16 protein-coding genes are annotated in these 19,525 nt (G+C 50.5%); 5 read left to right on the top strand and 11 right to left on the bottom strand.

Annotation, left to right across the window (positions count from 1 at the left end; translation table 11 throughout):
* Positions 1–70: 70 nt before the first annotated feature.
* Positions 71–2,083: a putative bifunctional diguanylate cyclase/phosphodiesterase gene (locus BS29_RS09815; protein ID WP_229953483.1), complete on the top strand. Its 2,013-nt coding sequence runs from the start codon at positions 71–73 to the stop codon at positions 2,081–2,083.
* An 11-nt stretch (positions 2,084–2,094) separates the two neighbouring features.
* On the opposite strand, the gene mfd is transcribed toward BS29_RS09815, so the two are convergent.
* Positions 2,095–5,565 (bottom strand): transcription-repair coupling factor, encoded by a 3,471-nt coding sequence (mfd, locus tag BS29_RS09810; protein WP_229953482.1) that lies wholly within the window; start codon positions 5,563–5,565, stop codon positions 2,095–2,097.
* 34 nt (positions 5,566–5,599) lie between these two features.
* A complete protein-coding gene (locus BS29_RS09805) occupies positions 5,600–5,866 on the bottom strand; it encodes an FAD assembly factor SdhE (RefSeq protein WP_229953481.1) in 267 nt (88 codons plus the stop codon).
* A 90-nt stretch (positions 5,867–5,956) separates the two neighbouring features.
* On the opposite strand from BS29_RS09805, the gene recG reads away from it, so the two are divergent.
* A complete protein-coding gene (recG, locus tag BS29_RS09800) occupies positions 5,957–8,011 on the top strand; it encodes an ATP-dependent DNA helicase RecG (protein WP_229953480.1) in 2,055 nt (684 codons plus the stop codon).
* On the opposite strand, the gene BS29_RS09795 is transcribed toward recG, so the two are convergent.
* Positions 8,008–8,316 (bottom strand): PilZ domain-containing protein, encoded by a 309-nt coding sequence (locus BS29_RS09795; protein WP_229953479.1) that lies wholly within the window; start codon positions 8,314–8,316, stop codon positions 8,008–8,010. The genes recG and BS29_RS09795 overlap by 4 nt on opposite strands.
* Positions 8,317–8,423: 107 nt before the next feature.
* A complete protein-coding gene (tyrS, locus tag BS29_RS09790) occupies positions 8,424–9,608 on the bottom strand; it encodes a tyrosine--tRNA ligase (RefSeq protein WP_229956846.1) in 1,185 nt (394 codons plus the stop codon).
* On the opposite strand from tyrS, the gene BS29_RS09785 reads away from it, so the two are divergent.
* Entirely contained in the window at positions 9,515–10,243 is a 729-nt protein-coding gene (locus BS29_RS09785; RefSeq protein ID WP_229956954.1) for a DOMON-like domain-containing protein, read from the top strand. The two genes, tyrS and BS29_RS09785, sit on opposite strands and share 94 nt — an antisense overlap.
* A complete protein-coding gene (locus BS29_RS09780) occupies positions 10,240–11,436 on the top strand; it encodes an exo-beta-N-acetylmuramidase NamZ family protein (RefSeq protein ID WP_229953478.1) in 1,197 nt (398 codons plus the stop codon). The genes BS29_RS09785 and BS29_RS09780 overlap by 4 nt, the downstream gene beginning before the upstream one ends.
* A 4-nt stretch (positions 11,437–11,440) precedes the next feature.
* Here the strand turns inward: BS29_RS09780 and BS29_RS09775 are convergent, their stop codons facing one another.
* Positions 11,441–11,743 carry a hypothetical protein gene (locus tag BS29_RS09775; protein WP_229953477.1) on the bottom strand — a complete coding sequence of 101 codons (303 nt, stop codon included), beginning with the start codon at positions 11,741–11,743 and terminating at the stop codon, positions 11,441–11,443.
* 125 nt (positions 11,744–11,868) lie between these two features.
* On the opposite strand from BS29_RS09775, the gene BS29_RS09770 reads away from it, so the two are divergent.
* Positions 11,869–12,171 (top strand): hypothetical protein, encoded by a 303-nt coding sequence (locus BS29_RS09770; RefSeq protein ID WP_229953476.1) that lies wholly within the window; start codon positions 11,869–11,871, stop codon positions 12,169–12,171.
* A 4-nt stretch (positions 12,172–12,175) separates the two neighbouring features.
* On the opposite strand, the gene BS29_RS09765 is transcribed toward BS29_RS09770, so the two are convergent.
* From BS29_RS09765 to BS29_RS09740, 6 genes are all read right to left on the bottom strand, one after another.
* Positions 12,176–13,360: a vWA domain-containing protein gene (locus BS29_RS09765; protein ID WP_229953475.1), complete on the bottom strand. Its 1,185-nt coding sequence runs from the start codon at positions 13,358–13,360 to the stop codon at positions 12,176–12,178.
* A gap of 14 nt (positions 13,361–13,374) precedes the next feature.
* The gene (locus tag BS29_RS09760) at positions 13,375–14,220 is read right to left on the bottom strand and encodes an AAA family ATPase (protein ID WP_229953474.1); all 846 of its coding nucleotides are present in this window, start codon (positions 14,218–14,220) and stop codon (positions 13,375–13,377) included.
* Positions 14,221–14,327: 107 nt separating this feature from the next.
* The gene (locus BS29_RS09755) at positions 14,328–14,987 is read right to left on the bottom strand and encodes a DUF6975 family protein (protein ID WP_229953473.1); all 660 of its coding nucleotides are present in this window, start codon (positions 14,985–14,987) and stop codon (positions 14,328–14,330) included.
* A 158-nt stretch (positions 14,988–15,145) separates the two neighbouring features.
* Entirely contained in the window at positions 15,146–17,170 is a 2,025-nt protein-coding gene (rpoD, locus tag BS29_RS09750) for an RNA polymerase sigma factor RpoD (RefSeq protein ID WP_343759691.1), read from the bottom strand.
* A 49-nt stretch (positions 17,171–17,219) separates the two neighbouring features.
* Entirely contained in the window at positions 17,220–19,088 is a 1,869-nt protein-coding gene (dnaG, locus tag BS29_RS09745) for a DNA primase (protein ID WP_229953472.1), read from the bottom strand.
* Positions 19,085–19,474 carry an endonuclease domain-containing protein gene (locus BS29_RS09740; protein WP_229953471.1) on the bottom strand — a complete coding sequence of 130 codons (390 nt, stop codon included), beginning with the start codon at positions 19,472–19,474 and terminating at the stop codon, positions 19,085–19,087. The genes dnaG and BS29_RS09740 overlap by 4 nt, the downstream gene beginning before the upstream one ends.
* Positions 19,475–19,525 lie beyond the last annotated feature (51 nt).

Genomic DNA, 19,525 nt, shown 5'->3' with positions numbered 1-19,525 from the left:
AACGGCGAACATGAAAATCGGGGAAGATTAGGTTATTCAAAAGTCGCACTCATCGCTAGGCCAACCGGGTATGAGAAACCTGTTTCTGTTGTCCTTCCAATACCGGGATCCTCTGGCCGCGAGGATTTCTGCCGGTGGTTGGCACGTAAGCTCGGCTCGGCGCAAAGATCGCCTAAAAGGGCGTTTCCTGTCATCCCATGCCCTGACCGCGCTGGTTGATTTGCGCGAAGCCGTCGATGAAGGATTGGCCGCGATTGCTGAGCTGGCAAATTTGGACGAAAATCGCGGGATTGCTATTCTTGCTCTGGCAGATGAAGGCAAGGAAAGTGATATTGCAGCAAAGTGCTACGATGCCGGTGCCACTCATTTTCTGGATATATCCAATCCTCATGCGAATCTCGAACAGGCGATAAATTTTGCCTATAGATATGTGGAAAATGTGCTCGGGGCTGGGGAAGCAACTGATGATTTCAATATGTTGCTCGCGCAAATTGGCGAGCAATGGTCATTTTCCAAGTCCAGCCTCAGTCAGAATTGGATCAGCGAGAATCTGAAGTCAGCAATGCCAGAAGTTGATTTCAATGCATATCCAGTGACCGGCATATACCGAACAATGTCAGATAATGAACGCGCACGTGTTCGAGGAGCTATGGGGCGACTACGCACTGGAGCGAAACAGGCGGCAGTCGCTTATGTGCGGGGCGGGAACAAAGTCATCCAACATCTACATGATTCCGGCAAGCGGATTCATGGTCGTCTGGAACGGGTGACCGAAAATGAAAAAGACCTGGGTTGGGCGGGACGCGATTTAGCATCCGGTCTGCGAAACGGTTCTGCGGCGAAAAACTGGATGCGCAGTCGTTTTGCGAACGGACATAGTCTTGGTTTAATTATGTTCGGCATAAAGAATTTTGCTACAATAAACGCAGCATATGGACGCGTCATCGGTGACGAGATCATGCGCCGCATCGGTCAGCGATTGATTGCGAAAACAACAGACTATTCGATCGAAAAATGTCTCGTTGCAAGGATGGATGGACAGAATTTTGTTGTGGCGATGACATTGGATGAGACAGATGAAGATGGTGTCCAAAGCTGCATCAGCCAAGCCGAAAAACTACTCAACCAGGTTTTTGATCCGATTTCTGTTGAAGCACGCGATATCGGACTGGTCGCCCGGGCAGGCGTGGCCGTTTCGGACGGACCGGTTGATGAGACCTTACTGATCAGGCGGGCAACCCTAGCTTTGGCGGAGGCCATGGGCTCGGATGCTTTGCCTTTGAAGATCAGCAGCTCTTCAGACAATAATATCCTTGTGGAACAGCAACTAGAAGCTGAGTTACTTCATGCAATAGAGCGTGGTGACATTACAATCGCACTGCAACCGCAGATAAAAGTAGCAACTGGACAATTGACCGGTGCGGAAGCCTTGGCGCGTTGGAATCATCCGAAACTCGGCTTTCTGGGGGCCGCGACATTGTTTTCGGTCGCAGAGCGCGCAAATTTATTGGATTTACTATCTTCGCATATCCACAAACTGGCTCTCAAAACAGCCGCGCATTGGCCTGAAAGTCTTTCATTCTTGCGCCTCTCGATCAACGTTACTGCTGGAGATCTCGCTAATGTCGAGTTTGTGACGGATATGATGCAGAAAATAGAAAAGGCCGGTTTTGACCCCATGCGCACAACGTTGGAGATAACCGAAAGCGCGCTGATCGATGATATTACAAGGGCCGCTGAGCGTCTTGCGGAGTTAAGAGCGCAAGGATTACAAATTGCGATAGATGATTTCGGAACAGGCTATAGCAGCCTTTCTTATCTGAAGAACTTACCGCTCGACTATCTCAAGATTGATAGCGGTTTGACAGGAGATATTAGTGGCTCCCCAAAGGATCAGGTGGTGGTAAAATCAATCATTGATATGGCCCATAGCCTGGATTTGTCGGTGATTGCTGAAGGTGTCGAAACAGAAGCGCAACTGACGACTCTTGCAGAGCAGGGGTGCGAATATTTTCAAGGTTTTTTGCGCTCTGGCCCAATTTCTGCGGAAGAATTTGAAATATATGCATTGCGAAGTGACTGAAAAGCGCGACACTAGCGCGATTTCTGTTGCGCCAGTTTCGACAATCCTGTGCTTAACTGCGTAAGGCCGTGAAGGCGTGATCGCGGATCACGCCAACGTCGCTCAATAAACAGCTTGTTATCGGGCCTGATCTTAGCAGTTCCTTTCAAGCGATCTGCATAGGCAAGTAGTCCCGGAACATTCGGGAATTTGTCATTGTGAAAGCTAACCAACGCGCCCCGTGGCCCCATTTCAATCTTGGCAATATGAGCTTTGACGCAGTTCAGTTTGATTTCCATCAGCTTGAGCAGATTGTCGGTTTCGACCGGCAATTCTCCGAAACGATCGATCATTTCTGCTGCAAAAGCTTGAATTTCTGATTGATTTTCCAATCCATTCATACGCCGATAGAGGCCCATGCGGAGCGATAGATCGGGGACATAGTTTTCGGGGATCAGGATCGGCGCATCGACGGTAATCTGTGGCGAGAAGCTTTCGGTGCTGGCATCCAAGCCGGCGCCTTTGGCCTTCGCTTCAAGAATGGCGTCTTCCAGCATCGATTGATAGAGTTCAAAGCCTACTTCGCGGATATGACCTGATTGCTCATCCCCAAGCAGATTGCCGGCACCTCTTATATCCAAATCATGGCTCGCCAATTCAAAACCGGCACCAAGACTATCCAAATCACCTAATATCTTCAGTCGTTTTTCGGCCTTTTCTGTGATTATTCGATCTTTCGGTGTGATCATATAAGCATAGGCACGAGTCTTGGATCGCCCGACCCGACCACGCAGTTGATAAAGCTGAGCCAGCCCGAAACGGTCGGCCCGATGAATGATCAGGGTGTTGGCGCTAGGAATATCCAGACCGCTTTCCACTATGGTTGTTGCCAAAAGAACGTCATATTTTTTGTCATAAAATGCCGACATGCGTTCTTCTACTTGTGCAGGAGGCATTTGGCCGTGAGCGACGACGAAGTTTATTTCTGGTGCATATTCTTTTAGGAACTCTTGTATTTCCGGCAGATCTGCAATGCGAGGAACAACGATGAAGCTTTGCCCGCCGCGATAATGTTCGCGCAATAACGCCTCGCGCAAGGGGATAGGATCCCATGGCATCACATAAGTGCGCACGGCCAAGCGATCGACTGGCGGTGTTTGAATGACAGACAGTTCGCGTAGACCGGTCATCGCCATTTGTAACGTACGCGGAATAGGAGTCGCGGTCAGTGTGAGGACATGGACATCGGCTTTCATCGCTTTGAGCCGTTCTTTATGGGTCACACCAAATTTCTGTTCTTCATCAACAATTATCAAACCAAGTCGCTGAAATTCGACAGATTTGGCCAAAAGAGCGTGAGTCCCGATAAGGATGTCGACCTTGCCATTAGCAAGACCTTCTTTGGTTCTCTTGGCTTCGGCAGCGGGTACGAGACGTGATAGCCGGCCCAGATTTACAGGAAAAGGTCGAAAACGTTCCTCAAAATTGCTGAAATGTTGCCGCGCCAACAATGTTGTTGGAGCGACAATAGCGACCTGCATTCCTGCCATCGCTGCAGCAAAAGCCGCCCGCATGGCAACTTCGGTCTTGCCAAACCCGACGTCGCCGCAGACCAATCGATCCATGGCTTTACCCGAGGCCATATCGCCGAGGACTTCTTCAATTGCCAGCTGTTGATCGTCCGTTTCCTGGTAAGGAAAGCGATCAACGAAACCCGCCATTTCACCTGCTTCGATCCGCGCCGGTGTTGCGGGTTTGAGAGCTCTCGCAGCAGCTGTTTTCAAAAGCTCATGCGCTATGGCTCTTATACGCTCCTTGAGTTTCGACTTGCGCCTTTGCCAGCCTTCACCGCCCAATCGATCCAGAACAACTGCATCGCCGCCTTCGCCGTAACGGCTAAGTACATCGATATTTTCAACCGGAACGAAGAGTTTATCGCCGCCAGCATATTTTAATGCCACACAATCATGCGGGCTTTCTCCGACCGGTATCGAAACGATGCCCTCATAGAGTCCGATGCCATGCTCTAGATGTACCACCAAGTCGCCTTGACTGAGCGCAGACAGTTCTTCAATGAAGGCATCGCCGCTTTTTCGCCGCTTTGACTTGCGTACTAGCCGATCACCGAAAATGTCTTGTTCGGTAAGCAGTGCAATATTGTCTGACCGGAAGCCTGAGGCCAATGGCAGAACCGTCAATGCAACCGATGCATTTGCTTCACTGCAAGATTTCCAATCGTCGCAAATCGCGGCATTGTTGACGCCATGATCCTGCAGCAGATCAAACAACCTCGCTCGAGATCCATTGCTATAGCTTGCTACAATCGCGGTTGTACCTGCCTTGGTAAGCGTATTGAGATGTGCTGCGAGGGCTTTGTAGATATTCTCGTTTCGTGCGCGTTCTGGCGAAAAATCGCGCGGGGATGATATCGACAACGAAACTATTGTAGCTGATTCTGGCTCATCAAACTCACTGATGATGTGAATGGGGCTGTCTGCCTGCTGTGTTCGCCACTCATTTGGTTCTAGATAGAGCATATTAGGCTCTAATGGTCGGTAGCTCGACAAGTTTGCTTTGTCCGCTTCCAGACGGTTTTTATAGTAATCTGCGATTGCAGCAAATTGCGCATCTGCCGCGGCTGTTACTGCGGTATCACGCAGGATGATCGTGTCATCCGACAGATAATCGAAGAAACTGGCCAAACGTTCCTCGATCAATGGAAGCCAATGCTCCATACCGGATAGCCTTCGGCCCTCGGAAATCGATTGATATATGGGGTCGCTGGTGGCCACGGCGCCGAACAGCTCGCGATAACGGGTCCGAAACCGCGTGATGCTGGTTTCATCCAGCAAAACCTCGGAAACCGGGAGAAGGTCGAACCCATCAACCTTTCCGATCGTTCTTTGATCCACCGGATCAAATTGCCGTAACGTCTCAATCTCGTCACCGAAAAGATCGATGCGAAGCGGCATATCCGCACCCGGTGGAAAAAGATCGATTAGCCCGCCACGCGCTGCAAATTCGCCGCTGTCGGCAACTGTATCAACCCGAACAAATCCATTGGCATAGAGAAAGGAGATCAACTTCTCTTGTTCGACAATGCTACCAGGCGCAAGTCTCGTAACCAGTTCCTTGATTCGCGCAGGTTCCAGTACGCGCTGGGTGACTGCATTGGCTGTCGTTATGATCAGTTGTCCGTCTGGCGCAGGCTCTGCCAAGCGAGAGAGAGTTGCCAACCGTTCGGATGTGGTGTGGAGTGCGGGCGATGCCCGGTCATAAGGCAGGCAATCCCATGCAGGAAACTCTAAGACTTCCAGGTCAGGTTGAAAATATCGAGCAGCTTGCGCTACCGCGCTCATTGCCGCATCATCAGTTACAATAAATACAGTGCGCCGACCCGATCGCCTCGCGATATCAGCGAGGCAATAGGGACGATAACCGGCTGTGGCACCAGCTAGGGTCAAGCCGCTATCAGCAGAGAGTAGTTTGTCTAAATATGACACTTAAATAGTCTATCTCAGTTTGATTGCGCGTAACTTATTTCGTAAAATCGAAATAATCGAGTTTCTGCATCGCAGCCATTTGTTCAGTTTGAAAGGGTTCGGGCGGCGGCTGTTTGCCTATTGCCCAGGCCATTATATCTACGTCATCTTCCTCGAGCAGTTTCTCAAACCAATTGATTTCGTCGTCTGTCCAGCTGTCCCCCCATTTGTCGAAAAAACCGCCAATCATATTGTCGGCTTCACGCGTACCACGATGCCAGCTACGAAAATGCAGCCGTTTCAGCCTGACTTCGCGTTCCATATTTGCTCCTGATCCAATATCTATTCGGCATGATGAAGTGCGGACTCCATCTGGAATATCGGAGCCACTTGCGTATATAGGCGGATAGACATGCGGCCCGAGATACTCAATCCATTATTTGGCGAAACACAGTCACTCAAAGGTGTTGGCAAAGCACTTGCCAAGCCACTGGAGAAACTGCGCCTGACGCGTGTGAAGGACCTGCTCTATCATAAACCCAGCTATTGGATGCGGCGCAAACGGGTGCAGGAGCTGGATGAAGCCGATGTCGGCTTAACGATTATCGCTGAAGTGACTCCGACGGACTATCGTAGCGGCGGCCCAAGAAGTCCATTCCGTGTGCAGTCCACTGACGCAGCGGGCAATTATATCAGTCTTACATTTTTCGGCCGAAATACTGGTTGGCCAAAGAAATTATTGCCGCTGGGCGAAAGTAAGATCATCTCAGGCAAGCTGGAACGTTATGGTGATGAGCTGCAGATGCTGCACCCGGATGTGCTGGAATTGGCAGAAGAGCAAGACATTGCTCTGGTAGAACCGATCTATCCGCTCTCTGATGGTCTCGGCAACAAGCGGATGGGGCAATTGGTTACGCAAGCTGTGGATATGGCGCCACAGCTTCCGGAATGGATTGAACCCAGCTTGCTCGAAACCAAAAAATGGGAAAGCTGGCGCGAGAGTATATCTGCGCTGCATAGTCATGAGGACGCTGGCAATGACGACCGGCTTGCCTATGATGAGATTTTTGCCAATCAGCTAGCCTTCATGCTTGTTCGTGCGAGCAATCGCCGCAAGAAAGGCATCCCCATTCAGGGCGATGGGCATCTGCGGGACCAGATCAAGCTGCCTTTCGATCTAACCGGCGCGCAAAAACGGTGCATATCGGAAATTGAGGGCGACCTGGCGCAATCCTCGCCGATGCTCCGGCTTCTGCAGGGGGATGTGGGATCGGGGAAAACCCTGGTTGCGTTGATGGCATTGCTTAGCGCGGTTGAGGCCGGATATCAGGGTGCTTTTCTCGCACCGACCGAAATCTTGGCACGGCAACATTTTGAAGGACTGCAGAAGCTTCTCACCGGATTGTCTGTCAATCTCGCAATCCTGACGGGGCGTGACAAGGGGAAGGTCCGCGAATCGACGCTGATGGGACTGGCTGATGGTTCGATCGATATCCTTGTGGGTACGCACGCCATTTTTCAGGAGAAGGTTCAGTATCGGAAACTTGCGGTTGCGATCATTGATGAACAGCATAAATTCGGCGTTTCACAGCGCCTGATGCTCACTCAAAAAGCCGAAAATACACCGCATCTACTCGCCATGACGGCAACGCCGATACCGCGGACGTTAACGCTCAGCCAATATGGCGAGATGGATGTATCGCGGATTGATGAGCTGCCGCCCGGGCGACAGGCCATCGAAACTAGGGTCATTTCAGATGCCCGCCTGCTGGAAGTCGTAGATGGGCTTGGCCGTCATATTGCGGGCGGCGGACAGGCCTATTGGGTCTGTCCCCTGGTCGAAGAGAGTGAAAAGAGCGATTTGGCGGCAGCAGAAGAGCGCGCAGCGTCACTCAAATTGCGGTTCGGCGATCAGGTCGGCCTTGTTCACGGGCGCATGAAAGGACCTGAAAAAGATACCGTGATGGAAAAATTTCAACGCGGCGAGACCCGGCTCTTGGTTGCCACCACGGTGATTGAAGTAGGCGTGGATGTGCCGAACGCCAGTTTGATGATCATTGAAGCAGCTGATCGGTTTGGCTTGGCGCAATTGCATCAATTGCGCGGCCGTGTGGGCAGGGGGGATGTCAAATCCAACTGCTTGTTGTTGCGCGGTGATACGCTTAGCGAAACTGCTCGCGCCCGTTTGTCTTTGCTGCGGGAAACCAATGATGGTTTCAAAATTGCTGAAGAGGATCTGCGGTTACGCGGTGCCGGTGAATTGCTGGGCACAAGGCAATCCGGTGATGCCGGCTTTCGGATAGCTACACCAGACCAGATATCGCAGCTGATTTCTGCCGCAACAGACGATGCACGACTGTTACTGGATAGGGATGGCGGGCTAAGCGGCGAGCGCGGTCAGGCGGCGCGTATCGCATTATATATGTTCGAAAGAGATTGGGGTGTTAGCCTGATCCGAAGCGGTTAACCTTGGCTTGGGTCGGAATGTCCGATCTGATCAAGCAGCGCAACGAAATCTGGCTCGCGAATAACGCGCTCAAATTCAAAACCGGAACGGCCGCTATGGGACCAAACCAAAAAAGCCTCGATGCGACCTGCCACAGGAAGACGAACGACAACCCGATCGCCTTTGTTGAGCTCGACCTCATGAATGAACTGGCAACCATGAGCAGAGATGTTGCTCAGTTTGACAGAAAATTCACCATCTTTGCGGGTTTCACAAATCGTTTCGAAATCAACCGGAAAACGCGTTGCACGGCGCAATTCGGGCATTTGTTTTTTCGATACGCTTGGCATTAAGGACGCTCCATCGATTGGTGAAACCCTTCATTAACCTAATTTTCCCAATAAAAAGTAAACCGGCGTATCAAAAATCCGTATTAAGACTCTGAGCGTCGCAAAAGCCCATGCTTCTTCTTGCCGGCGGAAATTTTGATGTCGCCGCCTGAAACAGCGATCATCGCACCGGCATCCTTGATGGGTTCACCATCAATGCGCGCCCCGCCTCCCGCAACCATTCTCTTTGCTTCGCCTTTGGAAGCGCAAAATCCGATATTGACCAGAGCGTTGAGGATCGAGATTTCATCGTCTGTCACTTCAAAAACCGGAAGATCGCCGCCGGCATTGCCTTGCTCGAAAGTCTGTTGCGCTGTGCTCGCCGCATCTCTTGCCGCATCTTCGCCATGCGCCATCGCCGTTGCCGCATCGGCTAGGACTTTTTTGGCTTCGTTTATCTCTGAGCCCTGCAAAGCTTCTAGCCGAGTGATTTCTTCAAGATCAATGTCAGTGAACAAGCGCATGAATTTTCCGACATCGCGGTCATCTGCGTTACGCCAAAATTGCCAGTAATCATAAGGACTGAGACGGTTTTCGTTCAGCCAAATGGCACCATCGACAGATTTGCCCATCTTTGAGCCGTCCGCTTTTGTAATCAGAGGTGTGGTCAACCCAAACAACTCTGTGCCATCTATGCGTCGACCCAGTTCAATACCATTTACGATATTGCCCCACTGGTCCGAACCCCCCAATTGTAAACGGCAGCTATGTTGACGGGATAACTCCAAGAAATCATAGGCCTGCAATATCATGTAGTTGAATTCGAGAAAGGTGAGGGGTTGTTCTCGGTCCAGGCGAAGTTTGACGGAATCAAAGGTCAGCATCCGATTGATTGTGAAGTGGCGACCAACGTCCCGCAAAAATGGTATATATTCCAAGCTATCCAGCCAATCGGCATTGTTGACCAAAATAGCGTCCGTAGGCCCATCTCCAAAAGTCAAGAAACGTTCAAAACACGACCTGATTGATGCGATATTTGCGCTAATTCCATCGTTGTCGAGCAGCTTGCGAACTTCGTCTTTACCAGAAGGGTCTCCGACTTTTGTGGTCCCTCCACCCATGACCACAATAGGTTTGTGCCCAGCCTGTTGAAGGCGTCGTAAAAGCATGATCGAAACAAGATTCCCAACATGCAATGAATCTGCTGTTGCATCAAATCCGATATATCCAGGCACAATCGTCTTGGAAGCAAGGGCATCCAACCCGTCTGCATCGGTTAATTGGTGGATATAGCCGCGATCATTCAGTAAGCGGAGGAGATCAGATTGATAATTGGTCATGGAGAGGTTCGTTACATGCAGCGGAGGAAACTCGCAATATGCGTTTAGACCTGCAGTGCCATCCGTTGACTCCTGTCTCTGTGGTGGATGAAATTTCGCTAAGCTATGAATGGAAGGATCATGAAAGCCTGTGGCTGAGATATCATGCCGAGGTATTGCTGCACGATCTTGATTTACCGGATTGGAAGGAACCACAGCGCACTGACGGATTGTGGGAAACCACCTGTTTTGAGCTGTTTCTTCAGGAATCATCAGCGAGCAGATATTGCGAGTTCAACTTTTCACCTTCTACCCGCTGGGCCGCCTATCAGTTTTCTGGCTATCGTGATGGGATGAAAAACCTTCCAATGTCCAAAACACCGGAGATTCTCATGGACTTGAGTGATTCCCATGTCGCATTAGAGGTAACTCTAGGTTTACCGGACATATGGGGGCAAGTTCCTCTAAACGCATCTTTTTCGGCTGTGATCGCCGAAAATAGCGGCGCCAAATCCTATTGGGCTTTATCGCACCCGCCGGGAAAACCTGACTTTCATCACAAAGATTGCTTTTCACATCAACTGAAGGCAGCAGGGGATCTATGAAATTTGGAATTGATCGACTTATCGCCGAACCGGAATTGCGTGCGCCACTGGCCGGTAAACGGGTTGCGCTATTGGCTCACCCCGCTTCTGTCACCGAAGATCTTACTCACTCGCTAGATGCCTTGGCGCAGTTTGAGGATATCAACCTCACCGCTGCTTTCGGTCCGCAACATGGGTTGCGTGGTGACAAGCAGGACAACATGATCGAATCGCCGGACTATGTGGATCCGATCCACGAAATTCCGGTGTTTAGCCTTTATGGAGATTCCCGTCGGCCAACCGGACAAGCGATGAGTACATTTGACGTTCTGATCATTGATCTGCAAGACCTAGGCTGCCGGATTTATACCTTCATCACGACTTTGCTCTACATGTTGGAAGCGGCTGCGGAGCACAACAAAACCGTTTGGGTGCTTGATCGCCCCAATCCCGCTGGCCGGCCTATCGAAGGCATGATGCTGGAAGAGGGCTGGGAAAGTTTTGTCGGGGCTGCGCCGATGCCTATGCGTCATGGCCTGACTCTAGGGGAAATGGGGGCCTGGTTTGTCAGTCATTTCAATCTTGATGTCGATTATCGCGTGATTGAAATGCAGGGATGGCAACCGGAAGGTCCTGGTTTCGGGTGGCCAACCGATCGCATCTGGATCAACCCCAGCCCCAACGCACCTAACTTGTCGATGGCGAGGGCCTATGCTGGTACCGTCATGCTGGAGGGAACAACATTGTCGGAAGGGCGCGGCACAACGCGCCCGTTGGAGCTTTTTGGAGCGCCCGATATTGATGCCCGGGCCGTGATCGCAGAAATGCAGCGCAAGGCACCGCAATGGCTTGAAGGTTGCAAGTTAAGGGATTGCTGGTTCGAGCCGACTTTTCACAAGCATGTTGGCATGCTTTGTAATGGCGTTCAGATTCATGCCGAGGGAGCGTTTTATGATCACGCTGCTTTTCGTCCATGGCGATTACAGGCGCTGGCACTGAAAGCTATCAATAAACTCTATTTCGGTTACGAACTTTGGCGGGACTTTGCTTATGAATATGAAGAAGGGAAGCTCGCCTTTGATGTCATTAATGGCGGCCCGGCGCTGCGCGAATGGATAGACAATCCATCGGCCATAGCCAACGACCTGGAAGCCATAGCAGCTCCGGAAGAGAGGATGTGGGGGCAGATGTTAAAAGAGCATCTGATCTACTGAGATGTTACTCGCCTAAGGCTGGAAGCCTCTTTGCTGCTGGCGGCGATTCAGGAGCGGTCCAACGGGGCTCACCAGTCAGTTGATCGTCCAACACAACGAGTACCGGACAATTATCAACGCGCCGGTCAACAGCAGCGATTTTTGCCGCCGGTGCTTCTCTGTCTAATGTTCGCATCCTTGGCTTTTCGGCTTTATCGACGTTAGCGTTCTCAACAACTTCCAGACATCTTGCAGGATCAGAAGCAGCATTTGATGGACTGGATACAGCAAGTAATGGCAGTGTCAGGGACAGGAATATCTTGTGCATGGGGGACCTCCTGCACGAAATACTACCATATTGCGGTGCCCTTCAAAAGTAGGTTGGCCGTTTTGGACAATGCTGCAATGCAACATAATCCTTGCTTCGTTCATCATTTTTGATATTTTACGCGCATGCTACCCAGTAAAGAATTTTTTGAAGGCGTTGCGCTAAAGAAATGCGTCACCGCAACATATAACCGGCTCCAGGTGACTTTGGCACCGCATATTCTCTATACGCGTCATGATGAAATGCATGTCGATGCAGTTACCGTTGAACGGGAAGGACAACCTCCTCGTGAGCTGAAGCTAGGGACGTTTAAACTCGCCGGACTGAGAGACGTTGTTGTTGAAGATCGTCAATTTGAGCCATATGATCTTTTTGATGCGACGGCTGAGAAGTATCAAGGTACGACCTTGTTGATGGTCGAATCCTAGTCCCTCAAGACCCATGTTTGCGGGTCAATTCCTTCATCGCATCGCTCAGGCCTTCTAGGGTCAGCGGATACATCCGATCATTCATCAATTCCTTGACGATTTTGACGCTTTGTGAATAGCCCCATTGCTTCTCCGGCACCGGGTTAAGCCACGCTGTTGCTGGATAAGTATTGGTCATTCGCTGTAACCAGGTCACGCCGGCTTCTTCATTGAAATGTTCAACAGAACCACCAGGATGGGTGATTTCATAAGGACTCATCGAAGCATCGCCGACAAAAATCAACTTATAGTCATGGCCATATTTATGTAGGATATCCCATGTATTCGTCCGCTCGGAGAAGCGCCGCCGGTTGTCCTTCCAGACGCCTTCATAAACGCAGTTGTGGAAGTAGAAAAATTCAAGATTTTTGAACTCTGACGTAGCGGCTGAGAAAAGCTCTTCGCAAAGCTTGATAAAGGGATCCATGGATCCCCCGACATCGAGGAATAACAGAAGTTTGACAGCGTTGTGCCGTTCCGGCCGCATGTGAATGTCGAGCCAGCCCTTTTTCGCGGTGCCGTTGATCGTGCTGTTGATGTCCAGCTCATCTGCAGAACCTTCGCGAGCAAAACGCCGCAGTCGGCGCAACGCTACTTTAATATTGCGGGTTCCCAATTGCTTGGTGTTATCAAGGTTTTGAAACTCGCGTTTGTCCCAGACTTTAATCGCTTTTTTCTGGCCGCCTTCGCCGCCAATGCGTACGCCTTCTGGATTGTAACCGCTATTGCCATAAGGAGACGTACCACCGGTACCAATCCACTTGCTTCCGCCTTCGTGGCGTTTTTCCTGCTCGGCGAGACGTTCTTTCAGCGTCTCCATGATCTCGTCCCAACTGCCAAGAGACTTGATCTTTTCCATCTCCTCTTCCGAGAGATATTTCTCAGCCACGGCTTTCAACCAGTCTACAGGAATTTCTTCTTCCTGCATGCCGTAGCTGGTCTCGATACCCTTGAAGACTTTTGAGAATACTTGATCAAAACGATCCAGAAGGCCTTCATCTTTTACGAAAGTTGCGCGCGATAGATAATAGAATTCTTCGGGACGGCTTTGGATAACTTCCTTGTCCAGAGCTTCCAAAAGCACCAGATGCTCCTTGAGGGAGGCCGATATTCCGGCTGCTCTTAGCTCGTCCATGAAATTGAAGAACATTGCTGCTGCTCCGTTTAACGCGCTTCGCGTTTCGCCATGAATGCCAGGCGTTCAAAAAGCATGACATCTTGCTCATTTTTGAGCAAAGCGCCGTGCAGTGGCGGGATGGCTTTACTAGGATCTTGCGATTGCAGCACTTCAAGTGGCATGTCCTCAGAAAGCAACAATTTTAACCAATCCAGCAATTCTGAGGTACTTGGCTTCTTTTTGAGGCCAGGAACTTCGCGGACATCGTAAAAAATATCCATCGCCTTTTTGACCAAAACCCCTTGAATATCGGGGAAATGAACATTGATAATTTCCTGCATCGTTTCACGATCCGGGAACTTGATATAGTGGAAGAAACAGCGACGCAAAAAGGCGTCTGGCAATTCTTTTTCATTGTTGGATGTGATCACAACAATCGGACGTTCGGCAGCCTTGATGGTTTCTTTGGTTTCGTAAACATGGAATTCCATGCGGTCGAGTTCTTGCAGCAAATCATTGGGAAACTCGATATCTGCTTTGTCAATTTCGTCGATCAAAAGAACAGGAAGCTCTTTGCTTGTAAACGCTTCCCAAAGCTTGCCTTTGCGGATGTAGTTGGAGATATCATGAACCCGCTCATCACCCAGTTGACCGTCGCGAAGCCGTGCAACAGCGTCATATTCATAAAGACCCTGATGTGCTTTTGTAGTGGACTTCACATTCCACTCTATCAGGGGCGCTCCGGTCGCTTTGGCTATTTCGTGGGCAAGGACGGTCTTACCTGTGCCGGGTTCACCTTTTACTAGAAGAGGCCGGCGAAGCGTAACGGCAGCGTTGACCGCAACCTTCAAATCATCGGTTGCTACATAATCTTTGGTACCGTCAAAACGCATATTCCATATTCCCTTGCCGTAAACGTCAATGAGTCAGCGATAGGGAAAAGGCCGTTTTGAGGCAAGTTAATCATTTAGTTAATCAAACAAAATTGCGATAATTTTAGTTAGTCCGCATTGCGCGCATTTCTGCGGGCTTCCAAGAGCTGCCAAAGACCACGGTGCTGGGTCAATATCTGATCTACCCCGAAGTTTATTGCACGCTCGACGGCGCTGGATTGTGATAGCTCGGCATTTAGAGCGGTTGTTGCTTCACTAGATGGCAAAATGGGAGCTCTTGGCTCTACTCCAAGTTTGATAGCAGTTTGCTCAAGCAATGGCCGGATTGCCTGCCAATCCAGAACAAGTGCGAAAGATGCACCCAAGGCACAGCCGTTGCGATCGGATTGCGATAGCATTTCGAGAGCTTTGCGTTGTGCCAGAACCGTTGCGTTACTCTGATCTTCGGTTCGAACGCCAGAGATTGGGCCTGCTGCAACCGTCAAGCGGGTTAGAAAGGCGCGCTCTGCTGTGAAGGCTTCCATCGCTTTTACCAGCCATTCACGTGCAACAACATCTGCAGTTTTCGTGGCTGCGTGATCAACCACGCCCGGATGGCGACCATGCAGTATGCACAGAAAATGGGCCATGTCGGCGATATCGCTACCACTAAGCATCTCAAAATCACTTGCTATGGCTTGAACATAGCTTGCAGATTGTGATCCATGTTCTGCGACATGATCCATCAAAGATGGCCGTGCGGATGGTATTAGGTTGGTTTCTGGCATTACGCTCGTATCACACTAGAGTTGCTGGTCATTTGCCCGCCCCGTAAAGGCCGAACAAATAAAGTCGAAACCCGCATTTAATGCATAAACCTAAAGACCCGGTTTACGCCGCGTTAGCTAAGTGCAAACCATAGTTAGAAATCTTTAAAAACCGGGCTTTATTGGTCGAGAAAACTGCGCATTTTACGGCTGCGGCTTGGATGTTTCAGCTTTCGCAGCGCTTTTGCTTCAATCTGACGAATACGTTCGCGCGTAACACTAAATTGCTGTCCCACTTCTTCCAAAGTGTGATCCGTATTCATGCCAATACCAAAACGCATGCGCAAAACGCGCTCTTCGCGAGGGGTGAGGCTGGCCAGAACCCGTGTAACAGTTTCCTTCAGATTCGCTTGAATAGCTGCGTCAACCGGTATGATTGCGTTCTTATCCTCAATGAAATCACCCAGATGGGAGTCTTCTTCATCCCCAATAGGCGTTTCAAGGCTGATAGGTTCTTTCGCAATTTTCATGACCTTGCGCACTTTTTCCAGTGGCATGGACAGACGTTCTGCCATTTCTTCGGGCGTTGGTTCGCGGCCCTGTTCATGCAGAAATTGTCGTGATGTGCGGACGAGCTTGTTGATTGTTTCGATCATGTGGACCGGAATACGAATCGTCCGTGCCTGATCCGCAATGGACCGCGTGATCGCCTGACGAATCCACCATGTTGCGTAGGTCGAGAATTTATACCCGCGGCGATATTCAAACTTATCAACCGCCTTCATAAGGCCAATATTGCCTTCCTGGATCAGGTCGAGAAATTGCAAGCCACGATTAGTGTATTTTTTGGCGATGGAAATAACGAGCCGCAAATTGGCTTCCACCATTTCTTTCTTGGCGATTCTGGCTTCGCGCTCACCTTTTTGTACCATGTTGACGATACGGCGGAATTCTTCCAGCGAAGTACCAGTTGCGGCTGATATGTCTGAAATTTCGGCGCGAATCCGTTCAACAGACACGGCTTCTTTCTCTGCAAAAGCGGCCCATTTCTTGTCCGTCTTCGCCATGCTGGCGAGCCAGCCATCGTCGAGTTCATGGCCGATATAGCCTTCCAAAAAGGCACGGCGCGGAACTTTATGCCGCTCTGCAAGGCGCAGCATCTGGCCGCCAAGAGCCGTCAGGCGGCGGTTGAACGAGTAAAGTTGATCGACCAGAAATTCGATTTTGTTGGCGTGAAACTGTACGCTTTCAACCAAGGCGGTCAATTCTTCGCGTAAGTTATGGTATTTTTTCTCTGATGCAGCGGGAAAATCATCACCAACGGCAAAGGCTTCCATCCGGGTGTTCTGAAGCTTGGAGAATTTTTTGAACACAGATGTGATGGTTGCGAATTTTTCCAAAGCTTCTGGTTTGAGCGCTTCTTCCATCTGAGCGAGGGACAGGGTGTTATCCTCTTCCTCTTCTTCGACGACGCGCTTGGTACGGCGCTCGGTCAACTCGTCTTCATCATCTCCTTCGCCTTCTGCGGCTTCAGGTTCATCTTCGACTTCGTCATCATCCTTGAATGAAGGGCCAGCCGTTTTTTCGCTGATTTCCCCGTCATCATCGTCTTCGTCTTCCAAGTTTTCCGGGACAGGATCTTTGGAAAGCATGGCATCGAGATCAAGTATCTCGCGCAGCTGCATTTCACCGTCGTTAAGCGCCGTAGACCATTCGATAATGGCATTAAACGTTGTCGGGCTCTCGCACAGGCCCCAGATCATCGTATCGCGGCCAGCCTCAATACGCTTGGCAATAGCAATTTCACCTTCGCGGCTGAGCAGCTCAACGGCACCCATTTCGCGAAGGTACATACGCACCGGATCATCCGTTCGGTCACCAGCCGCTTTTTTGGGCGCTGCGGCCGCAGCCGTCTTTTTATCTTTATCGGAACCGTCGATGGATTCGACTTCATCACCGCCCATTTCTTCGGCAGCTTCATCGTCATTTTCCACAATTTTGACGCCCATGTCAGAGATAGACGACATGACATCTTCAATTTGCTCACTGGACATCTGGTCCTGCGGGAGGGCGGCGTTCAGCTCATCATAAGTAAGGTAGCCGCGTTTCTTTGCCTTCGTGAGAAGTTTTTTGACCGCTGAGCCGTTCATATCAATGAGCGGAGCGTCTTCGGCTGCTGCTGATTTTTTTGCTTTACTTGCCAAGTTTCAAGGCCCCTAATTTAAAAAAACTAATCTTCAAAGTTCACACAATTCACACGATGTCGTCAATCTGCGTTAGCTCTACTAACCGCTCATGAAATTCCTGCTTTGCCTGACGCAGTCTCTGCTGTTCTGCATAGCTTTCTTCATCAAGATTATCCTGCACTCGCCGTGTTGCTTCTGCCAAAGCTGCTTCCAGTCCAGGGCGCGCTGTGATCACTTTTATCGCTTCCGCCAAATCATTTTGCGCCCGTTCGACATAATCTGACGGGGCAGGATCTGGCAGTTTGCGGTTGAAAGAGAAATTCAGCGCATCGGCCCGTAACAGCCCTTTTGCGACATTATAACAATCTGTCTGTTCCAATATGGTAAGAAGGCCCTGCATATCAAGCATTTCTTTACGCATAGCGGCACGAATTAGTTCGGACAGCAATGCCTGCATCTGCGAATCGGCCAGGCGCAGCACGGTTAGTTCTTCAAAATGCTTGGAAATCTGGGAAGGGTGACGGATCAGACCGCCCAAAATCGCTTTTGCAATACGCAGGTCATGGCCATCGATCAAAACGGACTTTGTATCGTCCATAGGCTTGAACGAAACATATTGGGAATTGAAACCGCTTTTTGATCGCGCAAATTTTCGCTGTGGCGAGCGATTATCACGCTTTGCGAAAAAGGTATTTTCATATCTTTCTTGAAAATCCTGTCGATAATGTTGCGCAATATCTTGATCAGCAATGTCGCGGACATGATCAGACAAACGTTTTTTCAGGCCCGCTTTGGTCTCCGGAGAGTTTAGCGGTTCAGCCTCGAACTCGGCTTGCCAAATCTTGTCACCGAGCATTTGTGGTCGCTCGATTAGAGCAGCAAATGCTTGTGGCCCTTCGGATCGCAGCAGATCATCTGGGTCTTGTCCTGCAGGCAGCGCGATGAAATTGAGGCTATGGGACGGGCGCAATATAGGTAAAGCCCGCAAGGCAGCCCGCATGGCCGCTTTTTGGCCAGCATTGTCACCATCGAAGCAAAGAATAGGCGCTTCGACCATTTTCCAGATGCGTTCTATCTGATGTTCGGTGAGCGCGGTGCCCAATGGTGCTACGACATCCTCGAAGCCAGCCTGCGCCAAGGCAATGGCATCCATATATCCTTCCACGACCAATATCCGTCCGGTTTGGCGGGAAGCCGGAGAAGCTTTGTCAAGATTGTAGAGCGTGCGTCCTTTATCAAACAAAGGCGTATCGGGAGAATTGAGATATTTGGGCTCTCCATCACCTAATATCCGGCCACCAAAGGCAATAACCCGCCCCCGTGGATCGCGGATGGGAATCATCAGTCGGCCGCGAAAGCGATCATAGGGATCACGATCGTCAACCTTGATGAGCAGGCCGGCCTCAACCAGCTGATCGACTCCATGAGCCGAAAGAGCTTCCTTGAGCCGACCACGTGAGTCCGGAGCGAAACCAAAGCCAAATTCGCGGATTATTTTTTCCGAAATACCACGGTTTTTCAGATATTCCCGAGCGGCCATGCCCTCAATGCCGTTGAATTGCGTGACAAACCAGTCCTGCGCTGCCGCCATGACGTCATGTAGGGTCGCTCTGGCTTCTTGCCGCTGTGCAGCGCGCGGATCGGGAGCAGGGACTTCCATCTGGGCTTCGGCCGCGAGATCCTTCACCGCATCCATGAAGCTGAGACCGCGTTGGTCCGTCATCCACCGGATCGCATCTCCGTGGGCACCGCAGCCGAAGCAATGGTAGAAACCTTTTTCGTCATTGATCGTAAAGCTAGGCGTTTTCTCATTGTGAAAAGGACAACAGGCCTTGAACTCGCGTCCTGCTTTCTGGATCTTGACCGTCCGGCCGATTAGTGTGGACAAGGTGGTCCGGCTGCGCAGTTCATCAAGCCATTGGGGGGAGAGAGTCATCTGTTCCCCTCCCGCCTGGGGGAGGGGCTAGGGGTGGGCATATCTTCCAAAACCAACCCAATATGTTCCAAGACACCCTCAATATTGCTCATGATTTCCCGATTGGAAAATCGAATTACATGATAGCCATTTGCTTCCAAAAGTCTTGTTCGGCGATCATCATAGTCTTGTTGCGGGTCGTGAGAATAACCATCGATTTCGATTATAAGATTGATTTCACGACAAAGAAAATCTGCGAAATATGGTCCGACAGGCATCTGCCTACTGAATTTATAACCTTTGACTTGGCGTTTGTTCAAATATTTCCAAAGTTCACGTTCTGCCAGTGTCGCCTCTTTGCGCAAGGATCGAGCGCGATGGGTATCTCTATGTTTGAAAGTTACCACTGCGATTTCTTTTCAATCCCACCCCTAACCCCTCCCGCGGGCGGGAGGGGA

The sequence above is a fragment of the Parasphingorhabdus litoris DSM 22379 genome (genome assembly GCF_020906275.1).
GTDB classification, from domain to species: Bacteria; Pseudomonadota; Alphaproteobacteria; order Sphingomonadales; family Sphingomonadaceae; genus Parasphingorhabdus; species Parasphingorhabdus litoris.
The sequence above is the reverse complement of the archived record's forward strand: the minus strand, read 5'-3'. Positions and strand labels throughout refer to the sequence as shown.